This is a genomic window from Aeromonas sp. YN13HZO-058, from assembly GCF_001921245.1.
Taxonomy (GTDB): Bacteria; Pseudomonadota; Gammaproteobacteria; order Enterobacterales; family Aeromonadaceae; genus Aeromonas; species Aeromonas allosaccharophila.
Genome location: NZ_MQSY01000081.1, coordinates 1 through 23,221 on the forward strand (window position 1 = coordinate 1; position 23,221 = coordinate 23,221).

At 60.8% G+C, this 23,221-nt stretch carries 19 protein-coding genes and 1 pseudogene; 6 read left to right on the top strand and 14 right to left on the bottom strand.

The genetic code is table 11. The features are described 5' to 3' along the window. Positions 1–126: 126 nt before the first annotated feature. On the bottom strand, positions 127–972 hold the full coding sequence (locus BSP75_RS20800) for an endonuclease/exonuclease/phosphatase family protein (RefSeq protein ID WP_075114512.1): 846 nt from the start codon (positions 970–972) through the stop codon (positions 127–129). A 106-nt stretch (positions 973–1,078) separates the two neighbouring features. Between BSP75_RS20800 and BSP75_RS20805 the strand changes: the two genes are divergently transcribed. Continuing rightward, on the top strand, positions 1,079–1,303 hold the full coding sequence (locus BSP75_RS20805) for a hypothetical protein (protein ID WP_042061420.1): 225 nt from the start codon (positions 1,079–1,081) through the stop codon (positions 1,301–1,303). Here the strand turns inward: BSP75_RS20805 and yciA are convergent, their stop codons facing one another. The 7 genes and pseudogenes from yciA to BSP75_RS22030 form a co-directional block, all read right to left on the bottom strand. After that, complete coding sequence (yciA, locus tag BSP75_RS20810; RefSeq protein ID WP_042061418.1) at positions 1,304–1,708, bottom strand: acyl-CoA thioester hydrolase YciA; 405 nt, start codon at positions 1,706–1,708, stop codon at positions 1,304–1,306. Positions 1,709–1,767: 59 nt separating this feature from the next. Then, positions 1,768–2,601, bottom strand: a complete 834-nt coding sequence (locus BSP75_RS20815; protein ID WP_075114513.1) for an SDR family oxidoreductase — start codon at positions 2,599–2,601, stop codon at positions 1,768–1,770. 94 nt (positions 2,602–2,695) lie between these two features. Beyond that, on the bottom strand, positions 2,696–3,538 hold the full coding sequence (locus BSP75_RS20820; protein WP_075114514.1) for a nucleotide-binding protein: 843 nt from the start codon (positions 3,536–3,538) through the stop codon (positions 2,696–2,698). A 245-nt stretch (positions 3,539–3,783) separates the two neighbouring features. Further along, entirely contained in the window at positions 3,784–7,359 is a 3,576-nt protein-coding gene (gene nifJ / locus BSP75_RS20825; RefSeq protein ID WP_075114515.1) for a pyruvate:ferredoxin (flavodoxin) oxidoreductase, read from the bottom strand. Further along, a complete protein-coding gene (locus BSP75_RS20830) occupies positions 7,356–9,002 on the bottom strand; it encodes an NAD(P)-binding protein (RefSeq protein ID WP_075114516.1) in 1,647 nt (548 codons plus the stop codon). Before BSP75_RS20830 ends, nifJ begins: the two co-directional genes overlap by 4 nt. Positions 9,003–9,178: 176 nt before the next feature. Then, a pseudogene (locus tag BSP75_RS22025) lies at positions 9,179–9,658 on the bottom strand (transporter substrate-binding domain-containing protein); the annotation flags it as partial. A gap of 12 nt (positions 9,659–9,670) precedes the next feature. Next, a complete protein-coding gene (locus tag BSP75_RS22030; protein ID WP_253186661.1) occupies positions 9,671–9,931 on the bottom strand; it encodes a hypothetical protein in 261 nt (86 codons plus the stop codon). Between the two features lie 126 nt (positions 9,932–10,057). Here BSP75_RS22030 and BSP75_RS20840 point away from each other — a divergent pair, with 126 nt between their 5' ends. Both BSP75_RS20840 and BSP75_RS20845 read left to right on the top strand, forming a co-directional pair. Continuing rightward, positions 10,058–11,860: an MOSC N-terminal beta barrel domain-containing protein gene (locus BSP75_RS20840; RefSeq protein WP_075114517.1), complete on the top strand. Its 1,803-nt coding sequence runs from the start codon at positions 10,058–10,060 to the stop codon at positions 11,858–11,860. A gap of 222 nt (positions 11,861–12,082) precedes the next feature. Further along, on the top strand, positions 12,083–13,795 hold the full coding sequence (locus BSP75_RS20845) for a methyl-accepting chemotaxis protein (RefSeq protein ID WP_075114518.1): 1,713 nt from the start codon (positions 12,083–12,085) through the stop codon (positions 13,793–13,795). 77 nt (positions 13,796–13,872) lie between these two features. On the opposite strand, the gene htpX is transcribed toward BSP75_RS20845, so the two are convergent. The 5 genes from htpX to bioB all read right to left on the bottom strand — a co-directional run bounded on the left by htpX (position 13,873) and on the right by bioB (position 18,686). Continuing rightward, on the bottom strand, positions 13,873–14,745 hold the full coding sequence (htpX, locus tag BSP75_RS20850) for a protease HtpX (RefSeq protein ID WP_005337890.1): 873 nt from the start codon (positions 14,743–14,745) through the stop codon (positions 13,873–13,875). A gap of 113 nt (positions 14,746–14,858) precedes the next feature. Continuing rightward, the gene (bioD, locus tag BSP75_RS20855) at positions 14,859–15,536 is read right to left on the bottom strand and encodes a dethiobiotin synthase (RefSeq protein WP_075114519.1); all 678 of its coding nucleotides are present in this window, start codon (positions 15,534–15,536) and stop codon (positions 14,859–14,861) included. Positions 15,537–15,596: 60 nt separating this feature from the next. After that, positions 15,597–16,412, bottom strand: coding sequence for a malonyl-ACP O-methyltransferase BioC (gene bioC / locus BSP75_RS20860; protein WP_075114520.1), 816 nt, complete (start codon positions 16,410–16,412; stop codon positions 15,597–15,599). Continuing rightward, positions 16,405–17,601 carry an 8-amino-7-oxononanoate synthase gene (gene bioF / locus BSP75_RS20865; protein ID WP_075114521.1) on the bottom strand — a complete coding sequence of 399 codons (1,197 nt, stop codon included), beginning with the start codon at positions 17,599–17,601 and terminating at the stop codon, positions 16,405–16,407. The genes bioC and bioF overlap by 8 nt, the downstream gene beginning before the upstream one ends. Next, positions 17,598–18,686, bottom strand: coding sequence for a biotin synthase BioB (gene bioB / locus BSP75_RS20870; RefSeq protein ID WP_075114522.1), 1,089 nt, complete (start codon positions 18,684–18,686; stop codon positions 17,598–17,600). Before bioB ends, bioF begins: the two co-directional genes overlap by 4 nt. Positions 18,687–18,878: 192 nt before the next feature. On the opposite strand from bioB, the gene bioA reads away from it, so the two are divergent. Together bioA and BSP75_RS20880 are read left to right on the top strand one after the other, a co-directional pair. Continuing rightward, entirely contained in the window at positions 18,879–20,153 is a 1,275-nt protein-coding gene (gene bioA, locus BSP75_RS20875; protein WP_075114523.1) for an adenosylmethionine--8-amino-7-oxononanoate transaminase, read from the top strand. 176 nt (positions 20,154–20,329) lie between these two features. Then, on the top strand, positions 20,330–21,142 hold the full coding sequence (locus BSP75_RS20880) for a HAMP domain-containing protein (protein ID WP_042062542.1): 813 nt from the start codon (positions 20,330–20,332) through the stop codon (positions 21,140–21,142). Positions 21,143–21,151: 9 nt separating this feature from the next. Here BSP75_RS20880 and BSP75_RS20885 read toward each other — a convergent pair whose 3' ends face one another. Continuing rightward, positions 21,152–21,496, bottom strand: coding sequence for a hypothetical protein (locus BSP75_RS20885; protein ID WP_075114524.1), 345 nt, complete (start codon positions 21,494–21,496; stop codon positions 21,152–21,154). A gap of 200 nt (positions 21,497–21,696) precedes the next feature. Here BSP75_RS20885 and asnS point away from each other — a divergent pair, with 200 nt between their 5' ends. Beyond that, positions 21,697–23,097, top strand: a complete 1,401-nt coding sequence (gene asnS, locus BSP75_RS20890; protein WP_075114525.1) for an asparagine--tRNA ligase — start codon at positions 21,697–21,699, stop codon at positions 23,095–23,097. The last annotated feature ends 124 nt before the right edge of the window (positions 23,098–23,221 follow it).

A 23,221-nucleotide genomic window follows, 5' to 3' on the forward strand; every position in this document is an offset into this window, starting at 1 on the left:
AGCCAAGGCCACAGAGGTATAGTGTGAAAAAAGCCAATAAAAACAATGCCAGTCAGGCTTAACTGACTGGCATTACGCCATCAGGCGCCGGATTTTTTATGAGCGGAACTCGCACATCATCCCCGATCAGGGGGTCACCGACTGGGCGGCAAAGCGCGCAATGATGGGGTTGTGATCCGAGCTGTCGGTCGCCGGTGAGCTCACCTCGACCAAGTCCAGATTGCGGTAGTAGAGGTGATCCAGCGGACGACCAAACGCGGTGCGGCGCAGATCAGGCACCGGCACGGCCTCTTGCAGGCCCAGCTCGTCCACCAGTTTGTTCAGCCAGAACTGGCGCTTGTCGCTCCAGGTGTTGAAATCACCAGCCAGGATCACCGGCCCCTGATGGCGACGTACCAGCGCGGTCAAATCGTTGAGCTGCTCGCGGAAGGTGGCCATCCCCAGTTCGAAGTTGACCGCATGGAGGTTGATCACCAGCACACCGTCAGGGTCGCCCTGCAGCGGATAGAGGCTCACCAGCCCGGATTTGGGGATGCGCAGCAGGGGCTCGGGGGAGCGAACGCCACAGACGAACGCCTGCGGGGTCTTGGCCACCGTCATCACCCCGAACGAGACGCCGCCCTGGGTGAAGGCTTGCAGCTGTTGCCACTGGAAATCACCGGCGCGCAGCCAGTCGAGCATCTCGGGACGGGTGGCCGACTCTTGCAGCAGCACCAGATCCTGCCCCTTGGCATAACTGTCCATCCCTTCACGCCAGTTCTTGCGCTGGCCCTTGTAGAGATTCCACACCGTCACCCCGAATTCACGGGGCAGCGCCGTGGTCGCCAACGCTACCAGCGGCGGACGCTGGCAGTCGAGTCCCGGCACAATCCCTTGAGCTGTGACCAGATGGTTCTGATCCGGCACCTCAAAACAACCTACCAACCCCAGGGTCAGCAGGGAGGTGCCAAGAATGCGATAACTATTTTTCATTGGCTAACAACCGCCCGCCTTTGCTTTTTGTTGCGACCATCACAAACGTCATCCACGCCGACTAAGCTGATAGTCCCTGTTCCACCCAACCAGAAGGAGCCTGTCAATGGCGAGAGAACTTCGGTACTGCGTGACGTTTTATGATCAACAAGGAAATTGTCATCAAGTGGAGCTGGCCACCGTCTATCAGATAAGACGGGACCCTCAATGCGATCTCTGCCTGTTTGACACCCTGCAATATGTGGGCTCGGAAGAGATGCTGGAACGCATGATACGGCAAAAAACCGGGCTTGAGCAGGAAATATCCATCATCAATGCCCGGCTGATTTGATCAGACGCTGACCGGAACCGGGCGGGATTTACCGTTGTCGTCGATGGCGACATAGGTAAAGACCCCCTCGGTCACGCAGTAACGCTGGGCGTCGTTTTCCCGCAGTACCGGCTTGACCCACACCTCCAGCTTGAGCTTCATGGAGCTGCGGCCAATCTTGATGCAGCGACCGTAGCAGCAGACCACATCGCCCACCTTGACCGGACTGTGAAAGGTCATGCCTTCGACGGATACGGTACAAATACGTCCTTTTGCCAGCTCCTTGGCCATGATGCCCCCACCTATATCCATCTGGGACATGATCCAGCCACCAAAGATGTCGCCATTGGGGTTGGTATCGGCTGGCATTGCCAGGGTTCTCAGCAACAACTCCCCATCGGGGTGACGTTTTGTATCTACCATCATTACCGCCTCTCTCTCATGGATGGCGGCATGATAGGGGGCGATCACCCCCTTGGCAAACCTCAATTGCCCGAGGCGGCCAGCTCGGCAAACCAGTGGGCCGGATCGGGCCAGCGATAGTTGAATCCCATTTGCTGGCAAATCAGCTGACCGTCGATGGGCTGAAATTCACCGGCAGGCTCGATAAAGACCGGTGCAGGCAGCCCCTGCTGGCGCGCGGCAAAGGGGTAGAACTGCTCGCGGCGCGGATGCACAGGCGCGCTCAGATTGAAAACATCCCCGTCCTTGCCCCGCTCCAGCAGCAACATACACGCCGCCACCACATCGTCCAGATGGACCAGATTGACCGACTGGGCGCCGCCATCGAGAGTCTTGCCCGCCAGGAAGCGACCGGGATGGCGATCCGGGCCATAAAGGCCGGAGGGGCGCACTATCATCACCGCCTCGAAACCGGCCGCCAGCACCGCCTGCTCGGCCGCCAGCATTCGCTCACCACGGGCATGGCGGGGTTGGGGTTCTTCCCCCTCCTGCTGCCCTGCGCCCCATACCGAAGTGGCGCTGACAAACAGCACCCGCCGGGTGCCGCTCGCTTTGGCAAGCTGACAGGCCTTTGCCACCGCCTGCGGGTAGTCATCGGTCTTGCTGGGCGGTACGCAGATAACCAGCGATTCGCAGGGGATGGGCCACGGCGCTTTTTGATCAGCAACGGGCATCTCGGCAGAAATCGTCAGCGGATAGGCAGCGATCCCCTCCCCCTGCAGACGGGACGCCTTCTCGGCGCTGCTGACCGTCACCGCCACCGGCTTGCCTGCCGCCAGCAGAACCCGCGCCAGCGGCAGCCCCAGCCACCCCGCCCCCAGAATACCGATCGTCCCGGCGATATATTGTTCTGTCATCGTCCCTTCTCCTGCTTGACGCTATTTGCCCCGCAGCTTACCTGCCGTGACGTAAAAAGAGCGCTTTAGACTCTTTGTTATATTCATTAAGAGTTTAAATTATTTTATTCATATCTACATCGTACCCAGAACTTCTCATCTCTTTTGCTAAAGATAATTTCCAAGCCCCATGTTCATCCATCGGAACATATACTACACCTGAGATGTCATTAGGCGTCTCAACATTACCTTTAACCAACGCGCAAATATTTTTACGGCCAAGCTTACCAATCAAAAACCCATGTTCAAAAACGACATTCTGACGAGCGCGAGACTTAAGGTTTGATTCATCATTTATTTTTGCGCCAACATCACATGGAGTATATAAAACCACACCAAAACCAACATTGGAATATTTTTCAATTTTCTCTATTATCGTACTACCTAAGCTAGCCTGCTCGTGAAGAATAATTGGTTCAAACCCCATTTTCTCAACAAACCTAGCCGCCTCTGTTTTTGCGAGTTCATCATGCCCATGTACGATGAATACTTTGCTCTTATCGCTCTCTAGAAGAGTCTGACTTTTAGGAATCACACTAGTATGCCCTAATTTCTCTTTAGCACTAGAAAACACTTTCTTAGTTATATCCACTGTGTGTTTGTCATCATTAAATATATCTTCTCTAGAAATAAACATTATCAGCCCAGAAGGCATATTGTTATTTTCATAGTCAGATAGAGCCTGAGTTGTTACTTTTGTTTCCTTAACTACAATCCTCTTCACTTCTCTAGCATTAATAAAATATCCATCGAACTGAAATTGCTCATCCTTCAAATAAGGAATGATTACATCATTTTCAATTTCATCTAATTCAGATTTATCTAATTCCAAATGAGCTTTGTAAGCGCCATTTTTACCAACCTTTTCTGATGTTTCAATAAGCACGTGATAGAACATCGGTACTAAACCTCCCTTAGATATAACAATTTCATATGTATGAAATATACGTTAACAACGTGGCATTGCTATACACAGCCTACCAATTCATGCCTACCCATCAACATGATCGTGTTTATTTTCAATATGTTAACCTCACATAACTCATTTATCGAGCAATAGATAAACATATTTCTAAAAACAATCCTATCTTCCAAAAAAAGCGGGCCATTGGCCCGCTTGGTTATATTTCACTCACCCAATCCTCACACCGGCGGATGAAAATGGCTGGCCTCACGGGTGGCCATCTCCTCGTAGGTGGCCCACTTCTGCCACGCCACTTTTTGCGCTACCTGCATCAGCCGCTCAGCCTCCTCCGGATGGCTCTGGGCCAGCACCCGATAACGGGTCTCCTCCTGCCGGTATTCCGCTAGCGGAATGGAGGGGCGCAGGCTGTCGAGGCTGAAGGGGTTCTGCCCCGCACTGCGCAATACCGGGTTGTAGCGCATCAGCGGCCAGTGACCGGAGGCCACGGCCCGTTTTTGCTGGGTCAGGCCAAACTCCATATCGATGCCATGAGCGATACAGTGGCTGTAGGCGATGATCAGCGACGGCCCCGGATAGGCCTCCGCCTCACGCAAGGCTTGCAGCGCCTGCTGCGGGTTGGCCCCAAAGGCGATGCGGGCAACATAGACGTTGCCGTAGGAGATGGCCTGCAGCGCCACATCCTTCTTGGCCAGCGTCTTGCCCCCCGCCGCAAACTTGGCGACGGCACCGAGCGGGGTCGATTTCGACATCTGACCGCCGGTGTTGGAGTAGACCTCGGTATCCATCACCAGCACGTTCACATCGCGCCCGGAGGCGAGCACATGATCGAGCCCCGCCGAGCCGATGTCATAGGCCCAGCCATCGCCGCCGATGATCCAGACCGAGCGGCGCACCAGCTGATCGATGAGTGACAACAACTCGCGGGCCTTGCCGGATTTCACCTCTTCCAGCCGCTCCCGCACTTGCGCCACCCGGGTGCGCTGGGCGCGGATCTCCGACTCCAGCCGCTGCGGGGCATTGATCAGGGTATCGACCAGCGCCTCCCCCAGCTCCCCCTTCATCGCTTCGAGGGCCGCCACCGCCTGACCATGATGCTGATCGGCGGTGAGGCGGAAGCCAAAGCCGAACTCGGCGTTGTCCTCGAACAAGGAGTTGGACCAGGCGGGCCCCTTCCCTTCCGCATTCTTGGCCCACGGCGTGGTCGGCAGGTTGCCGCCGTAGATGGAAGAGCAACCGGTGGCGTTGGCCACCAGCATGCGATCGCCAAACAGCTGGGTCAGCAGCTTGAGATACGGGGTCTCGCCACAACCGGCGCAGGCACCGGAGAACTCGAACAGCGGCTCGAGGAACTGGGCACCGCGCACGGTGGAGAAATCCACCCGCTCGCGGGCAGGCCACGGCAGGCTCTCGAACCAGCGCAGCGCCTGCTTCTGACCAGCCAGATGCGGCGCCTTGTCCATCATGGTGATGGCACGTTCGCCCTCGTGTTCCTCATCAGCCCCGACCCGCACCGGACAGGCCTGCACGCACTGGCCGCAGCCGGTGCAATCCTCCGGATAGAGTTGCAGGGTGTAGCGGCTGTCGGGGAAGCCCTTGGCGGTGACGGGCACCGACTGGGCCGCCTCGGGGGCGGTCGCCAGCCAGTCCTGATGGTAGAACTTGGCCCGCAGCGCCGCGTGGGGGCAGACAAAGACACAGTTGCCGCACTGGATGCAGATATCGGAGTGCCAGATCGGGATCTCGCGGGCGATATCCCGCTTCTCGAAGCGACTGGTGGCGGTAGGGTAAGTGCCATCCACCGGCAGCATGGAGACAGGGATCAAATCGCCGCGCCCCGCCAGCATCTCGCCGGTGACCCGCTGGACAAACTCGCTGCCACCCGGTGCCAGTGGCAGCGGATAGTCGCTGATCTGCTCCTCACCGGCCGGGATGACCACCTGATGGAGGTGGGCTAGGGTATCGTCCACCGCGGCGAAGTTGCGCGCCACCACATCCGGCCCCTTGCGGGCATAGCTCTTCTCGATGCTCTCCTTGATCAGCGCAATCGCCTCATCCCGTGGCAACACCCCGGCCAGTGCGAAGAAGCAGGTCTGCATGATGGTGTTGATGCGATTGCCCATGCCGTTTTGCTCGGCCACCCGATCGCCATCGATGCAGTAGAGCTGGATATTGAGGGCACGGATACGGGCGCGCAGCCGCTCGGGCAGCTGGCCCCACACCTTGTCAGCCTCATAGGGGGCGTTGAGCAGCAGGGTTGCCCCCTTGGCGGCGTGTTCCAGCAGATCGACCGATTCGACAAAGCCCCACTGGTGGCAGCCAATAAAGCTCGCCTGCTCGATAAGCCAGGGGGCGTCGATGGGTTCGGGGCCAAAGCGCAGGTGGGAGACGGTGCGCGAGCCCGACTTCTTGGAGTCGTAGACGAAGTAGCCTTGGGCATGGAAGCCCTCCAGCTCGCCGATGATCTTGATGCTGTTCTTGTTGGCACCGACTGTGCCGTCGGCACCGAGGCCGAAGAAGAGCGCCCGTACCCGACTGGCAGGCTCCAGATCGCCGATGGGGTGCCAGGCCAGACTGAGGCCCGACACATCGTCCACTATCCCCACGGTGAAGCGGGGGCGCGGCGCATCACAGGCCAACTCCTCGAACACCGCCGCGCACATGGCAGGGGTGAACTCTTTGGAAGAGAGGCCGTAGCGACCGCCACTGAGCCACGGCAACCGCTTGATAAGGCCGCGCTGCAAGCCGTCAATCAGCGCGCTCTGCACATCCAGCAGCAGCGGCTCGCCACCGGCCCCCGGCTCCTTGGTGCGATCCAGCACGGCGATGCGGCGCACGCTGGCGGGCAATGCATCGAGCAGCGCCTGCACCGGGAAGGGGCGATAGAGGCGAATGACCAGCACCCCGGTCTTGCGATCCTGCCGGTTGAGCCAATCCACAGTCGTGCGGGCGGTAGCCGCTCCCGAGCCCATCAGCACGATAACGTCGGTGGCATCGGGCGCGCCGTGGTACTCCACCAGCTTGTAGTGGCGGCCGGTCAGCTCGCCGAGGTTGTCCATGCACTGCTGCACCCGCGCCGGTACCGCTTCGTAGAAGGGGTTGACGCTCTCGCGGGACTGGAAGTAGGTATCCGGATTCTGGGCGGTGCCACGCATCACCGGATGATCCGGGTTCAGGGCCCGCGAGCGGTGGGCCCGCACCCAGTCGTTGTCGATAAGGGCGCGAATTTCGTCCCGATGCAGGGCGGTGATCTTGTTCACCTCGTGGGAGGTGCGAAAACCGTCGAAGAAGTGGATAAAGGGCACCCGGCACTGCAGGGTGACGCTGTGGGCAATCAAGGCCAAGTCCTGCGCCTCCTGCACCGAACCGGAGGCGAGCATGGCAAAGCCGGTACTGCGCGCCGCCATCACATCCTGATGGTCGCCAAAAATCGACAGCCCCTGCGCCGCCAGCGAGCGGGCCGCCACATGGAACACCGCCGCGGTCAATTCACCGGCGATCTTGTACATGTTGGGCAGCATCAACATCAGCCCCTGACTGGCGGTGAAGGTGGTGGCGAGTGCCCCCGCCTGCAAGGCACCGTGTACCGTACCGGCCGCCCCCCCTTCACTCTGCATCTCCACCACTGTGGGGATGTTGCCCCACAGGTTGGTCTGCTTCTCATCCGCCCAGGCGTCGGCCAGTTCGGCCATGGTCGAGCTCGGGGTGATGGGATAGATGGCACACACTTCGCTCAGTTGGTACGCCACCCGGGCCGCGGCTTCGTTGCCGTCGACCATGATCAGTTCATGTTTCATTGGGACTCCTCCGGTTGGCGCAGCTCGATGGCGTGACAAGGGCACTGGTCGTGGCAGGCACCGCAGCCGGTGCAGCGCTCGGCATCCACCTGATAGCCCTTGCCCGGCCCCAACTTGGCGATGGCCTGTTCGGGGCAACTGCCATAGCAGCCGTCGCACTCGAAGCAGTTGCCGCAGGAGTAGCAGCGCGCCGCCTCGTAACGGGCGGCCACCTCATCCAACCCGCCGATGATCTCGCCAAAGTCGTCCCGCGCCCACGCCGGTTTGACCGGCTGACTGCTGGCCGGGGCATGAGTCTGGAACCAGAGTTGCAACTGCTCCGGCCCCACCAGCGGGTAGGAGAGTGGTTTGTGGTAGTGGCGACCGCGCAGCCAGGCATCCATATGGCGTGCCGCCTTCTTGCCGTGGCCGGTGGCAATGGTGACGGTGCGCTCGGAAGGCACCATGTCGCCGCCGGCAAACAGACCCGGCACATCCGTCATCAGGTTTTCGCCAACCTGCACTACCCCCTCCTTGTTGACCCGCACGCCGGGAATACTCTCCAGCACCGAGAGGTCGACCTCCTGACCCAGCGCCAGAATAAGGGAGTCCGCTTCGAGAGTTTCAAACTTGCCGGTGGGCACCGGCTTGCCCTCGGCATCCAGCGCCATCACCTCCACTTCGATATTGGTGCTATCGAGCTGGCGGATGCTGCGCAGCCAGTTGATCTTGATCCCCTCCTCCTCGGCCTCGTCGGCTTCAAAGGCGTGGGCCGGCATATGATCCCGGTCGCGGCGGTAGATGATCATCGCCTCTTCCACCCCGAGGCGACGAGCGGTACGGGCCGCATCCATGGCGGTGTTGCCGCCGCCGTAGATGGCCACCCGCCGTCCCAGTTTGGGCGGCGGCAAGCCCTGCTCTTCGGCCAGACTGGCCTGTTCGAGGAAGCTCACCGCATCGAGGATCTTGCCCGCTTCCCGGGCCGGAATATCGACCCGCTTGGCCAGATGGGCGCCGATGGCCATAAAGACGGCATCAAAGCCCCCCTCGTCGCGCTCGCGCAGCACATCCTCCACCTTGTGGTTGAGGGTCAGGGTCACCCCGGCCGCCACGATGCGGGCCACCTCCCGATCCAGCACATCGCGAGGCAGACGGTAAGCGGGAATACCGAAACGCAGCATCCCGCCCGCCAGCGGCCCCGCTTCGCGGATCTCCACCTGATGGCCGAGCCGGTTGAGGTGCCAGGCACAGGAGAGACCGGAGGGACCAGCGCCTATGACCAGCACCTTCTTGCCGCTGGCAGGGGCAGGTGGCGCAGGCTGCCAACCACGGGCCAGCGCCTCGTCTCCGAGGAAGCGCTCGATGGCGTGGATGGAGACGGATTCATCCACCTGACCGCGGTTGCAGGCACTCTCGCAGGGGTGATAGCAGACCCGGCCATGAATGGCGGGCAAGGGGTTCTCTTCGATCAGGGTCTGCCAGGCCGCCTCAAAACGGCCGGCCTGCGCCAAAGAGAGCCAGGCCTGGATATTTTCTCCGGCCGGGCAGGCGTGATTGCAGGGTGGCAGGGCCGGCCGCCAGACGGGTAGCCGGGTACGCACCGGGCCTGTTCCCGTTTTCAGGGAGAGATCCGGCAATGGGGTCATGTCCAGTTGTTTGCTCATACATTGCTTTCTTCTTTTTGTGTGACAGGCCCCACCCGATGGCGCTTGATACCGTGTAGCCGAAGCGGACGGTGGCCGGATGGGGAAGAAGCGAAAGCGTTAGAAACTGGGAACTGAGTCGATAATGGCCGTTTTTTTGTACTGATTAGCGAATCAGGATCAAAAAATGTTGCACTTTATGGTTCATAGAGACCAGAACGTGACTCAAGTAACATCTTCTCCAGCTGACCGCTGGCTTTCAGTTTGGCGAGGCCCCGATTGAAGGTTTTGATGAGTTCGTCAGCGTTGGCGCGCTTGCGACTGATCAACAGGTGACCTTCGACCTTCATCACGGGTTTTGAATGGGTTGCAAAGAGATCGACCGTGCTGGCCGGGTAGAACTGACGCAGGGAGTAGTAGCCGACATCTATGTTCTCCAGGGTCAGGTCGGCGCGGCCGGAGAGCAGCAGATCGAAGCTCTGGCGCAGCCGGGTGACGAACTGCACCTGCAGCGGTACCTGCGCGATGGCTGCAAAAAAATCTGCATTGTAGGTATAGCCACTGACCGCAGCCAGCTTGCGATCCGCCAGATCCTGATAGCTGCGCCATTCCAGCGGATCTGACTTGAGATAGAACCAGACGTAGGTTTCGCTCAGGATGGGATCGCTGTAGAGATGGCTTTTGCGCCGCTAGCTCGACTCATACCAGTGGACAGTACCATCCACCACCCCCTCCTCCGACAAGCGAAAGGCCCGCTTCCACGGCAAAAACTGGAACTTGACGCTCACCCCCTCACTCTTGAATGCCTCACTCACTATATGGGGGATCAGCCCCTGATATTTCAGCGTCTCGGGGCAGTAGGGCGGATACTCCCCCGTGGTCAGGGTCAGCTCCTGCGCCCAGAGCCCGTGGCAAAAAAGGCTCCCCGCCAGCAACCAGCTCATTTTCATCCCGATGCCCTCTTGTACTGTTTTTCCAACTATAGACTGCCGCCGTGAAAGGATTGCCGGATCGCCACGGAACCGCTATGTTGCCCCCTTCCCGAACGAAAACAGCCACTTCACAAGGATCCGGACATGCCAAGGCTAGCCAGCATTCACCTCTACCCCATCAAATCGACTGCAGGCATGCCACTGGCTCGCGCCCGGGTGACCGAAGAGGGGCTCGCCGGGGATCGCCGCTACATGGTGGTCAAGCCGGACGGCACCTTTATCACCGCCCGCACCCACCCCCAACTGCAGCAGGTCGTGGCTACCCCTGTCGATGGCGGTTTGCAACTGCGCTATCCGGGCTTTGAACCGCTCATCCTGCAAGAGGCCGACTTCAGCCGCGCCCCGCAGGCCACCGGGGTCTGGAGCGACCGCTTCACCGCCCTGCATACCGACCCCAAAGCCGATGGCTGGCTGAGCCGGGTGGCAGGGGAACCGGTGCAACTGCTGTGGCTGGGTGAAACCTCTGATCGTTTTCGTGAAAAGACCGGCACCCGGGTCAGCTTTGCCGACGGTTATCCGCTGCTGCTGATAAGCCAGGCCTCCCTGGAGGATCTCAACCTGCGCTCCGATGCCCTGCACCAGATGAGTCAATTTCGTACCAATCTGGTGGCAAGCGGCACTCGCCCCTTCGAGGAGGACAGCTGGGTGCGCATCCGCATCGGCGAGGTGGAGTTCAGGGTGGTCAAGCCCTGCAGCCGCTGCATCATGACCACGGTGGAAGCGGGCACCGATCGGTTCAACGCCCTGAAAGAGCCGCTGGCGACCCTCACCCGCTACCGCCGTGGCGAGGATGGCGAGGTCTACTTCGGCCAGAATCTGGTGGCGCTGAACGAAGGGTGGATTGAGGCGGGCAGCGAGATCGAGGTGCTGGAGACGACACGCCCCCCTGTCTACCCCAACGCCGCACCGAAGAAGCGGGAGCTGGTCTGCGTGGCCCGCGAACCGCTGGCGCGGGATCTGGAGACCTTCTGGTTCGAGGCGGCCGATGGCGAGCCCCTGCCCGACTACCTGCCGGGCCAGCATCTACCCATCAGTCTCGATATCAAACACGAGCGAGTTCAGCGGCGCTATACCCTGAGCTCCACGCCACAGAAGCCTGAGCGCTGCAGCATCAGCGTCAAGAAGGTGGCGGGGGGCCGCATCTCCCACTGGCTGCATCAGCAGCTGCAGGTGGGTGATCGGCTGCTGGCCGCCTCCCCTGCTGGCGAGTTTCACCTTGGCCGCGAGCGCGATCTTCTGTTGCTCTCCGCAGGCTCCGGCGTCACCCCCATGCTGGCGATAGCCCGCACCCTGGCGCTGCGCGGTGAGCTGGAAGATGTTCACTTTATGCACCTGTGCCGCAGCGAAGCGGACATTCCCGCCGCAAGCGAACTGCACGCCATGGCGCAGCTGGGGATGACCCTGACCATTATCCTGAGCCAGCCCGACAATCACTGGCAGGGGCTGCAAGGGCGACTCAATGATGAGCATCTAAGACGGATCAACGGGTTGGCCGCAAAAGAGGTCTTTATCTGCGGCCCCCACGGCTTTATGGCCGATGCCGCGGCGAAAGTGGCGGCCCTTGGCGTACCGGCCGAGCGCATCCGCCAGGAGAGTTTTGGCGGCGCCATTCTCTCGGTAGCCCGCCCCCATCAGACGGTGCAACTGCGTATCGGCGCCCAAGCCTTCACCGGCAACAATCAGGGTACCGTGCTGGATCAGGCCAACAAACAGGGCGTAGAGCTGCCCTGGAGCTGCCGCGCCGGGATCTGCGGTAGTTGCAAGCAGACGCTGGTCTCGGGCGAGGTGGATCACCCCGATGCCCCCGCCATCACCGCCGCCGAACGGGCCGAGGGCAAGATCCTCACCTGCTGCGCCGTGCCGCTGACCGATCTGGAGATCTTGTGATCTGGTGATCGGGCTGCGTTAACTCACTCTCACTCAGATGACCGGGGAATTGACCTCGGTCATTTTTTTTGCCGATGGCGCCGCCCGGTTTCTGCTTATTTCCGTTCATCGTCCTCGGAGCAAGTTTTCCCTTCCTATAATCACAGAGCAAAAAGCCTTGCCAGCCATTGACTTGGCAATGCGCCACAAGACGCTCCCTGATGAGAATAAGGACGCTCCACCATGGAACAGAACAAGCCCGCCTTTCAGCTCAACCTGCTGCTATCCGTCATTACCCTGATCCTGCTGTCACTGGTATTTTTCGCCTACAGCTGGGCGGGGAAACAGCTGGAAGAGAGCTATCGGCAACAATATGTCTCCTACCTGCTGGCCGATGAGCTGCGCCAATCCTCCGATGACCTGACCCGACTCGGTCGCACCTATGTCATCACCAAGGATCCCGCCTACGAGCAGCAGTACATGCGGATCCTGGCCATTCGCAACGGCGAGCAGCCGAGGCCGGAAGGCTACAACCGTATCTACTGGGACTTTGTCGCCGCCAACGGTCAGAATCCACGACCCGATAGCAACCAGCGCCGCGGCCTGATCGACCTGATGAAGGATGCCGGTTTTACCGACGGGGAGCTCGCCAAACTCAACGAGGCCAAAAACAACTCGGATGCGCTGGTCAACACCGAGGTCGCGGCCTTCAAGCTGGTGCAGCAGACCGATGGTGACCCGGTTGCCAACCAGCAACAGGCCATCGCCATGATGCATGACAAGGCCTACCACCAGAACAAGGGACGCATCATGTCCCCCATCGATGACTTTTACGTGATGATGGAGCAGCGCAACCAGGAGGCGGTCGAAAGCGCCATCTCCCATACCGATATGTTGCGCTATCTCTTTATCGCCCTCGGTCTGGTGTTGATGTTCTTCCTCTGGCGTACCTATCGCTCCCTGCTCGATCTGGTGGGTACCTCGGTCGAACAGCTCAAGACCGATCTCCATCTGCTGGCGGAAGGGGACTTCTCGCGTCCCATCAAGGTGCCGCAAGGCTCGAAAGAGAGCCTGATCGGCCTGCTCGGCGGCATGCAGACTACCCTCAAAGGGATCATCGCCAAGGTCTCCCACTCCACCGAAGAGTTGTCTGACTCTGCCGACAGCATCGCCCAGATCGCCGAACAGACTGCCCAGTTCGCCACCTCTCAGCAGACCAGTACCCAGACCATGGCCGCGGCCATCGAGGAGCTGGTGGTGAGCATCAGCCACCTCTCCGACAATGCCACCCATGCCGACGAGCTGAGCAAGGTCTCCGCCAATACCCTGGAGGAGGGGTCAGGGGTTATCAAGGAGACTCTCGGCAGCATCGAGAACATCTCCACCACGGTAGGGGAAGCGGCCAGCACCATCTCCGAACTCAACGGTCATACCCAGCAGATTTCGGAGATCATCGGAGTGATCCGCGGCATTGCCGATCAGACCAACCTGCTGGCGCTCAACGCCGCCATCGAGGCGGCGCGGGCGGGTGAACAGGGCCGTGGCTTTGCGGTGGTGGCCGACGAGGTGCGTAATCTGGCCAGTCGCTCGGCGGCGTCAACCCAGCAGATCACCGGGATGATCAGCAAGATCCAGAGCGGGGCGGATGCCTCCATCCGCAGCATGGAGAACACGGTCAACAACGTCTCCCGCGGGGTCACGCTGGCCAACCAGACCGGCGAGGCAATCGCCAGTATCCAGAGCCACGCCTCCAACCTCACCGGCCTGATGGGGGAGATCAGCCACACCCTGCGCGAGCAGTCCACCGCCGCCAACGAGGTGGTCTCTACTGTCGGCAACATCACCTCTCTCTCCGAGCAATCGGGGGATGCCGCCCGCCACGTGTCGCAAGAGGCGGCCAAGCTCAAGCAGCTGTCACGGGTGCTGCGCCAGGAGATGGGGCACTTCAAACTTTAAGAAACCTGCAAAGCAAAACGGCTGCCAAAAGGCAGCCGTTTTTTTATTCGGGGTTATCCCCTGTCATCCAACATCGATCAACCACGCAGGGCGGCGATGCGCTGCTCGATGGGCGGGTGGCTCATGAACAGCTCGCTCATGGAGCGCTTGCCGTTGATGCCAAAGGCCATCATGGAGCCTTCCAGCTGCGGCTCGGCACCGCGAGAGAGGCGCTCAAGGGCGGCAATCATCTTGTCACGACCGGCCAGCTTGGCGGCACCGGCATCGGCACGGAATTCGCGCTGACGGCTGAACCACATGACGATGATGGAGGCCAGAATACCGAACAGCATCTCCAGCACGAACACGGTGATCATGTAGGCAAAACCGCCGGTGCTGCTGCTCTCTTCCTCGTTGTTGGAGCTGAAGAAGTTGCTGATGACGCCAGCCACGATGCGGGCGAAGAACATCACGAAGGTGTTCACCACCCCCTGGATCAGGGTCAGGGTCACCATGTCGCCGTTGGCCACGTGGCTCACCTCGTGGGCCAGTACCGCTTCCGCCTCGTCACGGCTCATGCTGTAGAGCAGACCGGAGGAGACCGCCACCAGCGAATCATCGCGGCGGGCACCGGTCGCAAAGGCGTTCATCTCCGGCGAGTCGTAGATCCCCACTTCCGGCATCTTGATACCCGCTTCGCGGGCCTGACGAGCCACAGTGCTCACCAGCCAGTGCTCGGTCTCGTTACGGGGTTGCTCGATGACCTGGACGCCATAGCTGCGCTTGGCCATCCACTTGGACATCAGCAAGGAGATAAAGGAACCCCCAAAACCGAACACGGCACAGAACACCAACAGCCCGGAAATGCTGGACTTGTTGATCCCCAGAACCGAGAACAGGATATTGAGTACCACCCCCAGCACCAGCATGACGGCCAGGTTGGTCACCAGGAATAGCATAATTCGCTTCATATAGACTCCTTGTGAAGATAAAGGACATGACCGGGGACCACTCGGGATCCCCACCTGATCATGTTAATGTCGACATTCTAGGGAGATTCGATGAATGTTCGCTGAATATGCCGTCACAGTAGCGGCGAGATATCGATACGCCCCTGCAAATTGGCTTCAAGCGGATTGTTTATAAACGGAATTTCACCGAGGAAGGGGGCTGGCAGCAAGCCCCTCAGGGTGTCCAGATTTTCCTGATAATGACTCATGGAACCATGGAGCCGATTAATTACCCAGCCCGCCACCGGCAGCTGATCGTTGCGAATGGCAGCAAAGGTGAGCAGCGCATGGTTGAGGCAACCCAGTTTGGCCCCTACCACCATGATCACCGCCATGTTCTCCTGCTTGACCCAGTCTGACAGCAAATGCTTGCGATCGAGCGGCAGATACCAGCCCCCCGCCCCCTCCACCACCGTGATCTCGGCGCCAGCCTGCTCTATCTTGCGCAGCCCGTCGCTCAACCCCTCCATTGTGATGGGCTGACGCGCCTCGCTGGCGGCGATGTGGGGCGCAATCGGTGGCTCGTAGGCAAACGGATTGACCACCTCGTAGGGCAGTGGCAGGCTCGCTGCCTCCTGCAACAGGACGGCATCGAGGTTGCGCAGCCCGTCCGGAGTGCGGGCACACCCTGCCGAGATCGGCTTGTAGCCTGCGCACTTGATCCCCTGTGCGCTGAATTCACGCAGCAAAGTGCGCGCCACCAGCGTCTTGCCCACATCGGTATCGGTGCCGGTGATAAAGAATGATTTCATACGGTTCTCTCCTTGGCAGGGAGTGGCACACTGCCCTGCACATACTGCGATTCCCGGCGCTCAGCGAGGCTTGCTGAGGCGGCCGAGGCACACTCGATAACTGGCGACCAGCCTGCCATCGGGCTGGCGAAACGCCTCATACGCCTGAGCCAGCTGCTGCAATCTGGCGCGACCGCTCAGACCGGCCGGGGCGGCACTCCCCTGATTGTCATTGACCTGATTGGCCCCAATCCCCTTGAGATCGCGCAACAGCTGCGGCAATTCAAGATAGGCGAGATCCCAGGTGATACAACGCAGCTCGTGAGAGGCTACCCCGGCGGCGGCCAGCGCCTGCTCCAATTGTGGCAGGCTGAGGAAGCGATTGACATGGGCGCGACCATCAAGCTGCTGCCAGGCGGCTCGCAACTGCCAGAGCGACTCATCAAGCAGGGTAGAGAAAAAGATCTGGCCGCCCGGTTTGACCACCCGCAGCAGCTCGCCGAAGGCGTGCGCCGGACGTTCGCACCACTGCAACGCCAGACTGGAGAAGACCCAGTCGAACGCGCTGTCGGCGAAAGGGAGCTGCTCCGCATCGCCGCAGAGCAGGCGGGCACCGCTGCCACGCAAGGCGGCCTGCGCCAACATGCCGGGAGCCAGATCCAGCCCCACCAGCTGGTGACAGCGGTTCGCAAGCTGAGGCAAGAAAAAACCGGTGCCGCAGCCCAGATCCAGCCCGCTCACCGTCAGATCAGTGCCAACCGGCCTGTCCGGCATCCATTCCAGCAGCGCCTGACCCACCTCCTGCTGAAAGCGGGCGTGAGCATCGTAATGACGAGCGGCGGCGCCGAAACGGCGAGCAAGCTGAGCCTTGTCCACCGACTGGAAGCGCTCATCCATGGTGAGCCCCCTCCGAAGTGGCACTGCCCGAGCAGGGGCCGAGGGCATCGAGCAGGCGCTCCACATCCTGCTCGCGGTGAGCTGCGCTCAAGGTAATGCGCAGCCGCGCGGTACCGACCGGCACCGTGGGTGGGCGGATGGCGCTCACCCAGACGCCGCATTCGCGCAACCGCTCGGCCAGTTGCAGCGCCGCACTGCTCTCCCCCACCAGCAGCGGCTGGATGGGGGTGTCGCTCGCACCGAGCTGCCAACCCAACGCCTGCGCCCCTTGCCGGAAACGGGCGATCAGCTGGCCAAGATGGGCGCGGACATCGTCAGCAGCCTGCACCAGCTCGATACTCTTGCTTACCGCGCAAGCCTGGGCGGCGGGCATATGGGTGCTGTAGACATAGTGGCGGGCGAAATTGACCAGATACTCCACCAGCTCGCGGCTGCCGCCGACAAAGGCACCGGCGACGCCGAGCGCCTTGCCAAAGGTGCCCATCTGGATGTGTATGCTGGCCGGATCTACTCCCTGCGCAGCCAGGGTGCCGCGCCCCTCGGGCCCCAGCACGCCGAGGCCGTGGGCATCGTCGATCATCAGCCAGTTGCCGCTTTGGGCGGCGAGTGTTGCGAGCTCGCGCCAGGGAGCCTGATCCCCGTCCATGCTGAATACCCCTTCCGAAACAATCAGTCCGCGATTCGGCTCAAGCTGCCGCTCAAGGGCCGCCATATCGTTGTGGCCGAAGCGCTTCATCTTGCAGGGCAGCTGGCTGCCCATCTCCTGCAGGGAGGCGTGATTGAGTTTGTCCTGCCACAGCAGATGCTCCTTGCCGAGTAGCGCTTTGAGCACCGCCTGATTGGCGGAAAAACCGCAGTTGAACAGCAGCACGGCCTCCACCCCGAGCCACTCGGCAAGCGTCTCTTCCAACTGTTGGTGGGCACTGCTGTAACCGGTCACCAGCGGCGAGGCGCCGGCGCCCGTGCCATAACGCTCAATCCCCGCATTGAAGGCGGCCTTGATGGCGGGGTGATCCGCCAGCCCCAGATAGTCGTTGGCGGAAAAGTTGAGGTAGTCGCGCCCCGCAACCCTGAGCCGCCCGCCACTCGCCCCATCGGTCGCAATGCGGGTACGCAGCAAGCCGATCTGCTCACGCCCGGCCAGCGCCACGCCCAATGCAAAGGGGCCTGTGACTGCAGGGCCAGTCATGACCGCACGGCCCCGGCACGGGGGCGGGTGGCGTCATAAAACATCTCGGCAGGTTCGCTCTGGCGACTCACCTCGGCCAGCAGCTCCTCTTCCTGTACTTGATCCGGCTTCTGGGCCCGCTGGGCAGGGCGAATGCCGAGTCGCTTGAACAGCTGCATATCGCTGTTCTCGTCCGGGTTAGGCGTGGTCAGCAGCTTGCAGCCGTAGAAGATGGAGTTGGCGCCCGCCATAAAGCACATCGCCTGCATCTGCTCGTTCATCTTCTCCCGCCCGGCTGAGAGGCGTACATGGGAGGCAGGCATCATGATCCGCGCCACGGCTATGGTGCGGATAAATTCGAACGGGTCGAGGCTCTCTTCGTTTTCCAGCGGCGTCCCCTTCACCTTGACCAGCATGTTGATGGGCACGCTCTCGGGGTGACGGGGCAGGTTGGCCAGCGCCATCAAGAGGCCTGCCCGATCCTTGGCCTGTTCGCCCATGCCGACGATGCCGCCGGAGCAGACCTTCATGCCGGCGCCACGCACATGCTCAAGGGTATCGAGCCGATCCTGATAGGTGCGGGTGGAGATGATCTCGCCGTAGAACTCCGGCGAGGTATCGAGGTTGTGGTTGTAGTAATCGAGCCCCGCAGCGCCAAGACGGGCCGCCTGATCGGCTGTCAGCATCCCCAGCGTCATGCAGGTCTCCATCCCGAGCCCCCGCACCTCTTCAATCATCCGGATGATGTAGGGCATGTCCTTCTCTTTGGGATTGCGCCAGGCGGCCCCCATGCAAAAGCGTGACGAGCCGTTGGCCTTGGCTTCGCGGGCCCGCTCCAGCACCTTTTCCACCTCCATCAGCCGTTCGGCTTCGAGCCCGGTGTGGTAGCGGGCACTCTGGGGGCAATATTTGCAATCTTCCGGGCAGGCGCCGGTCTTGATGGAGAGCAAAGTACTCACCTGCACTTCGTTCGGGTCGAAATGGGCACGGTGGACGATCTGGGCCTGAAACAGCAGATCGTTGAACGGCAGGGCAAACAGGGCCTGAACCTCGGCGAGGGTCCAGTCATGACGAAGGGCGTGGCCGCCCGCGGTGAGAGCATTCATACATGGCTTCCGGTTGTTATTAGTGGGATCCTGCGCAGCGCTCAAGAGAGCGTTCGCCGCAAGACCCGCCAGCTGGACAGCGCGACGCCGGGCGTGCGCGAAGCCAAGTGGCTGAAATTGTTGGCTAGTGTAGAGAGCACGCGTAGACTGTCAACACCGACCAGATCAAACCAATTGACAACAGAACAACAAATGACCAATCAAGAATTCGACCTGCACCACATCTGGCACCCCTATACCTCCCTCACTCACCCCCTGCCCTGCTATGAAGTGGCCAGCGCCAAGGGGGTGACCATTACCCTCAGCGACGGTCGCGAACTGGTGGATGGCATGAGCTCCTGGTGGGCTTGCGTACACGGCTATCAGGTGCCGGAACTGGACGCCGCCGCCACCGCCCAGCTGGGCAAGATGTCTCACGTGATGTTTGGCGGCCTGACCCACGCTCCGGCGGTCGAGCTCTGTCGCAAACTGGTGGAGATCACCCCGGCGGGTCTGGATCGGGTCTTTCTGGCCGATTCCGGCTCAGTGGCAGTGGAAGTGGCGCTCAAGATGGCCCAGCAGTACTGGCACAGCAAGGGGACGCCCAGAGCCAAGTTCCTCCCCCTGCGCGGCGGCTATCACGGCGACACCTTTGGCGCCATGAGCGTCTGTGATCCCGATGGCGGCATGCATGAGCTCTACCAGGGATTCCTGCCAGAGCACTACTTCGCCCCGGCCCCCAGCTGCCGCTTCCACGCCGAGTGGGACGAGCAGTGCGTGGTGGAGCTGGCAACGCTGGTGGCCGATCATCACGAAGAGATCGCCGCCATCGTGCTCGAGCCCATCGTGCAAGGGGCTGGCGGCATGCGCTTCTATCACCCGCGCTACCTGCAGTGGGTGCGTGCCCTGTGCGACGAGTTCGGTGTGCTGCTGATTGCCGACGAGATCGCCACAGGCTTTGGCCGCACCGGCCAGCTGTTTGCCTGCGACTGGGCGGGGATCAGCCCCGACATCATGTGTCTGGGCAAGGCGCTTACCGGCGGCTATCTCACCCTCTCGGCGACCCTGACCACCGAGCATGTCGCCCGCACCATCTGTGACGGCAAGGCGGGGGTCTTTATGCACGGCCCTACTTTTATGGGCAATCCGCTCGCCTGCGCGGTGGCCAACGCCTCCATCGATCTGCTGCTGGCCTCACCGTGGCAGGAGCGGGTGCGTGCCATTGAACATCAGTTGCGTACCGAGCTGGTGCAGCTGACCCTGCACCCGGCGGTCGCTGACGTGCGGGTACTCGGCGCCATCGGGGTGGTGGAGATGAAAGAGCGGGTGGATGTGGCGCGTATCCAGCGCAAATTTGTCGAACTGGGCGCCTGGATCCGCCCCTTTGGCAAGCTTGTCTACCTGATGCCCCCCTTCGTTATCACCCCCGAAGAGCTGCGGATATTGACCGGCGCCATCAGTCAGGCCATCGCCGAGGGCGAGTTTTAAGGCACGGGACGGGCGGCCATCGCAGCCGCCCGTTTGACTACCCGCATTTGATATATAAAGAGGGCAACTTTATCCCCGTCACTGCGGTTTCACTTGCCGTAATGTGAGCAAAACACCAGACCTGAGGCGCCAAGAGGGGTAAACTGCTGCGGTTTTACCATCAAGAAAGACTGCCCATGCGCCTCTCCATTGCTGCCAAAATCAACTTTTTCCTGCTCTTCATCTTCTCCATGGTACTGGTCTTCTCCGCCGCCTATCAGGCGGTGCGCGAGCGCGATCTCATCCTGACCCTCATCAAGGAGCAGAGCCGCGAGCAGACCGAAGCCTACTTCGACGGCCTCAACATGCTGATGCTGACCGGCAAGATGGATGCCCGCGACACCCTGCGCGGCAAGTTTCTCGATCACGCCCATGTGGAAGATGCCCGCATCGTCCGTGGCGAGGCGGTGAGCAAACAGTACGGGCCGGGGCGGGAGAGCGAACAGAGCAAGGATGAATATGATCAGCTGGCACTGGCCGGTAAAGGGAGTCTGGAGGTGGTGCACGACGGCATGCACAGCCGTCTGGTGGTGACCCGACCGCTGCTGGCCAAGAAGGATTTTCGTGGCACCGACTGCACCAGCTGCCATCTGGTGCCGGAAAACACCGTGCTCGGCGCGGTGCGCTTTGACTACTCCCTCGACTCGCTGTTTACCCGGGTCGAGCAGAACATCCTCACCTCGGCACTGATCCTCACCGGCATCTTCGGGCTGGGGCTGCTGCTGACCCTCTGGGTCATCCGCACCTGGATCGTCCGCCCCCTCAACCAGTTGACCCGCTCCATGGAAGAGGCGACCGATTTGCACGACTTCGGCCACCGGCTGGAGGGGGATGACGGAGACGAGATTGGCCGGGTGGCCGTGGCCTACAACCAGATGCTCGACAGCGTGGAGCGCCAGCTCGGCAAGCGCCCCAAGGCCAGCAGGCAGGAGCCGGATCAGCCCCGTTGAGGTGGGCGATTAACCAACGTAATAGAAGAGCAATCCGGCGATCAGCACCAGCAACAGGATCGCCAGATTGACATGCAGGGCATCATCCCGACGGCGGCTGCGCTTGCGCTCCAGCAACAACACCGCCAGCGTCAGGGCGCAGCAACCCCAGAGTCCGTGTACCAGCCAGGGGGTAAGGGCCGGATCCCAATAGTCGCGCACCTGGATCCCGCCATAGACCAAAAAACCGTAGGCAATCTCCGGGCGGGCATAGTGATAGAGCGAGAGCAGCACGATAAAGCCGCCCCAGCAGAGCAGCACCAGCACCCGCAACACCCGTGTCAGCCAATCTGGCCCCTGCCGCCGCTCTTTCACCCACCTCTCCTGCGCCCGTGAGACTCTTGTTGAGTGAACCATGCCGAAAACCCCACCAGAGTCCGACATTTTTGCTTGTTTATCAAACCCGCGCGGGTAAGATTGTCGGCTTAGTCTGCCATGGTGGGCCATCTGTGCCCGGGCCAGACTCCCTAGTGTTGCAAATAGCGCTGCAAGAACAAGCTGGAGACAATATTTCGATGACGCACGCATCCGTAGTAGATGTGCTGGCCGGTAAGTATCCGGTCGGCACCACCCAAACTGTAAAAGGGTGGATCCGGACTCGCCGTGATTCCAAGGCGGGGATCTCATTTTTGGCCGTATCCGATGGCTCCTGTTTCCATCCGGTACAGGCGGTTGTCCCCAATACCCTGGCCAATTACGAGAATGAAGTGCTGCGTCTGACCACTGCCTGCTCCGTGGAAGTGACCGGCGTGGTTGCCGCCTCTCAGGGCAGCGGCCAGGCTTTCGAACTGCAGGCGACCGACGTGAAGGTGATCGGCTGGGTCGAAGATCCGGACACCTACCCGATGGCCGCCAAGCGCCACAGCATCGAATACCTGCGTGAACAGGCCCACCTGCGCCCGCGCACCAACATTGTTGGCGCCGTGACCCGCGTTCGTCACTGCCTGGCGCAAGCCATCCACCGCTTCTTCCACGAAGAGGGTTTCCTCTGGGTTGCGACCCCGCTCATCACCGCCTCTGACACCGAAGGTGCCGGCGAGATGTTCCGCGTCTCCACCCTAGACATGGAAAACCTGCCGCGCACCGACGCCGGCAAGGTGGACTACAACGAAGATTTCTTTGGCAAAGAGGCTTTCCTGACCGTATCCGGCCAGTTGAACGCCGAAACCTATGCCTGCGCCCTCTCCAAGGTCTACACCTTCGGCCCGACCTTCCGCGCTGAAAACTCCAACACCAGCCGTCACCTGGCCGAGTTCTGGATGGTTGAGCCGGAAGTGGCCTTCAACGATCTGGCCGCCAACGCCGCGCTGGCCGAAGCCATGCTGAAGTACGTCTTCAACGCCGTACTGACCGAACGTCGCGACGATCTGGAGTTCTTCGCCCAGCACGTGGACAAGGATGCCATCGACCGTCTGGAGCGTTTCGTCTCCTCCGACTTCGCCCAGATCGACTACACCGATGCCATCGAAGTGCTGAAAAACTGCGGCAAGAAGTTCGAGTTCCCGGTCTCCTGGGGTATCGATCTCTCCTCCGAGCACGAGCGCTATCTGGCGGAGGAGCACTTCAAGTCACCGGTGGTGGTGAAGAACTACCCGAAAGATATCAAGGCCTTCTACATGCGCCTCAACGACGACGGCAAAACCGTTGCCGCCATGGACGTACTGGCACCGGGTATCGGCGAGATCATCGGTGGTTCCCAGCGTGAAGAGCGTCTGGACGTGCTGGATGCCCGCCTGGCCGAGATGGGCCTGAACAAGGAAGATTACTGGTGGTACCGCGACCTGCGTCGCTACGGTACCGTGCCGCACTCCGGCTTCGGTCTGGGCTTCGAGCGTCTGGTGGTCTATGTGACCGGCATGGGCAACGTTCGCGACGTGATCCCGTTCCCGCGTACTCCGCGTACCGCCGAGTTCTGATCAGCGGCATCTTGCCACTGCATTGCAAAAGCCGACCTGTGGGTCTAATGCCAGTCAGTTAAGCCTGACTGGCATTGTTTTTATTGGCTTTTTTCACACTATACCTCTGTGGCCTTGGCTTCAC

What these genes read in the sequence shown, in the direction of transcription:
- BSP75_RS20805 (WP_042061420.1), top strand. Translation starts at nt 1,079, where the DNA reads ATGGCGAGAGAACTTCGGTACTGCGTGACGTTTTATGATCAACAAGGA.
- BSP75_RS20880 (WP_042062542.1), top strand. Translation starts at nt 20,330, where the DNA reads ATGCGCCTCTCCATTGCTGCCAAAATCAACTTTTTCCTGCTCTTCATC.
- BSP75_RS20845 (WP_075114518.1), top strand. Translation starts at nt 12,083, where the DNA reads ATGGAACAGAACAAGCCCGCCTTTCAGCTCAACCTGCTGCTATCCGTC.
- bioC (WP_075114520.1), bottom strand. Translation starts at nt 16,412, where the DNA reads ATGGATGAGCGCTTCCAGTCGGTGGACAAGGCTCAGCTTGCTCGCCGT.
- asnS (WP_075114525.1), top strand. Translation starts at nt 21,697, where the DNA reads ATGACGCACGCATCCGTAGTAGATGTGCTGGCCGGTAAGTATCCGGTC.
- yciA (WP_042061418.1), bottom strand. Translation starts at nt 1,708, where the DNA reads ATGATGGTAGATACAAAACGTCACCCCGATGGGGAGTTGTTGCTGAGA.
- BSP75_RS20815 (WP_075114513.1), bottom strand. Translation starts at nt 2,601, where the DNA reads ATGACAGAACAATATATCGCCGGGACGATCGGTATTCTGGGGGCGGGG.
- BSP75_RS20820 (WP_075114514.1), bottom strand. Translation starts at nt 3,538, where the DNA reads ATGTTCTATCACGTGCTTATTGAAACATCAGAAAAGGTTGGTAAAAAT.
- BSP75_RS20830 (WP_075114516.1), bottom strand. Translation starts at nt 9,002, where the DNA reads ATGAGCAAACAACTGGACATGACCCCATTGCCGGATCTCTCCCTGAAA.
- bioD (WP_075114519.1), bottom strand. Translation starts at nt 15,536, where the DNA reads ATGAAATCATTCTTTATCACCGGCACCGATACCGATGTGGGCAAGACG.
- bioF (WP_075114521.1), bottom strand. Translation starts at nt 17,601, where the DNA reads ATGACTGGCCCTGCAGTCACAGGCCCCTTTGCATTGGGCGTGGCGCTG.
- bioA (WP_075114523.1), top strand. Translation starts at nt 18,879, where the DNA reads ATGACCAATCAAGAATTCGACCTGCACCACATCTGGCACCCCTATACC.
- BSP75_RS20800 (WP_075114512.1), bottom strand. Translation starts at nt 972, where the DNA reads ATGAAAAATAGTTATCGCATTCTTGGCACCTCCCTGCTGACCCTGGGG.
- nifJ (WP_075114515.1), bottom strand. Translation starts at nt 7,359, where the DNA reads ATGAAACATGAACTGATCATGGTCGACGGCAACGAAGCCGCGGCCCGG.
- BSP75_RS22030 (WP_253186661.1), bottom strand. Translation starts at nt 9,931, where the DNA reads ATGAAAATGAGCTGGTTGCTGGCGGGGAGCCTTTTTTGCCACGGGCTC.
- BSP75_RS20840 (WP_075114517.1), top strand. Translation starts at nt 10,058, where the DNA reads ATGCCAAGGCTAGCCAGCATTCACCTCTACCCCATCAAATCGACTGCA.
- htpX (WP_005337890.1), bottom strand. Translation starts at nt 14,745, where the DNA reads ATGAAGCGAATTATGCTATTCCTGGTGACCAACCTGGCCGTCATGCTG.
- bioB (WP_075114522.1), bottom strand. Translation starts at nt 18,686, where the DNA reads ATGAATGCTCTCACCGCGGGCGGCCACGCCCTTCGTCATGACTGGACC.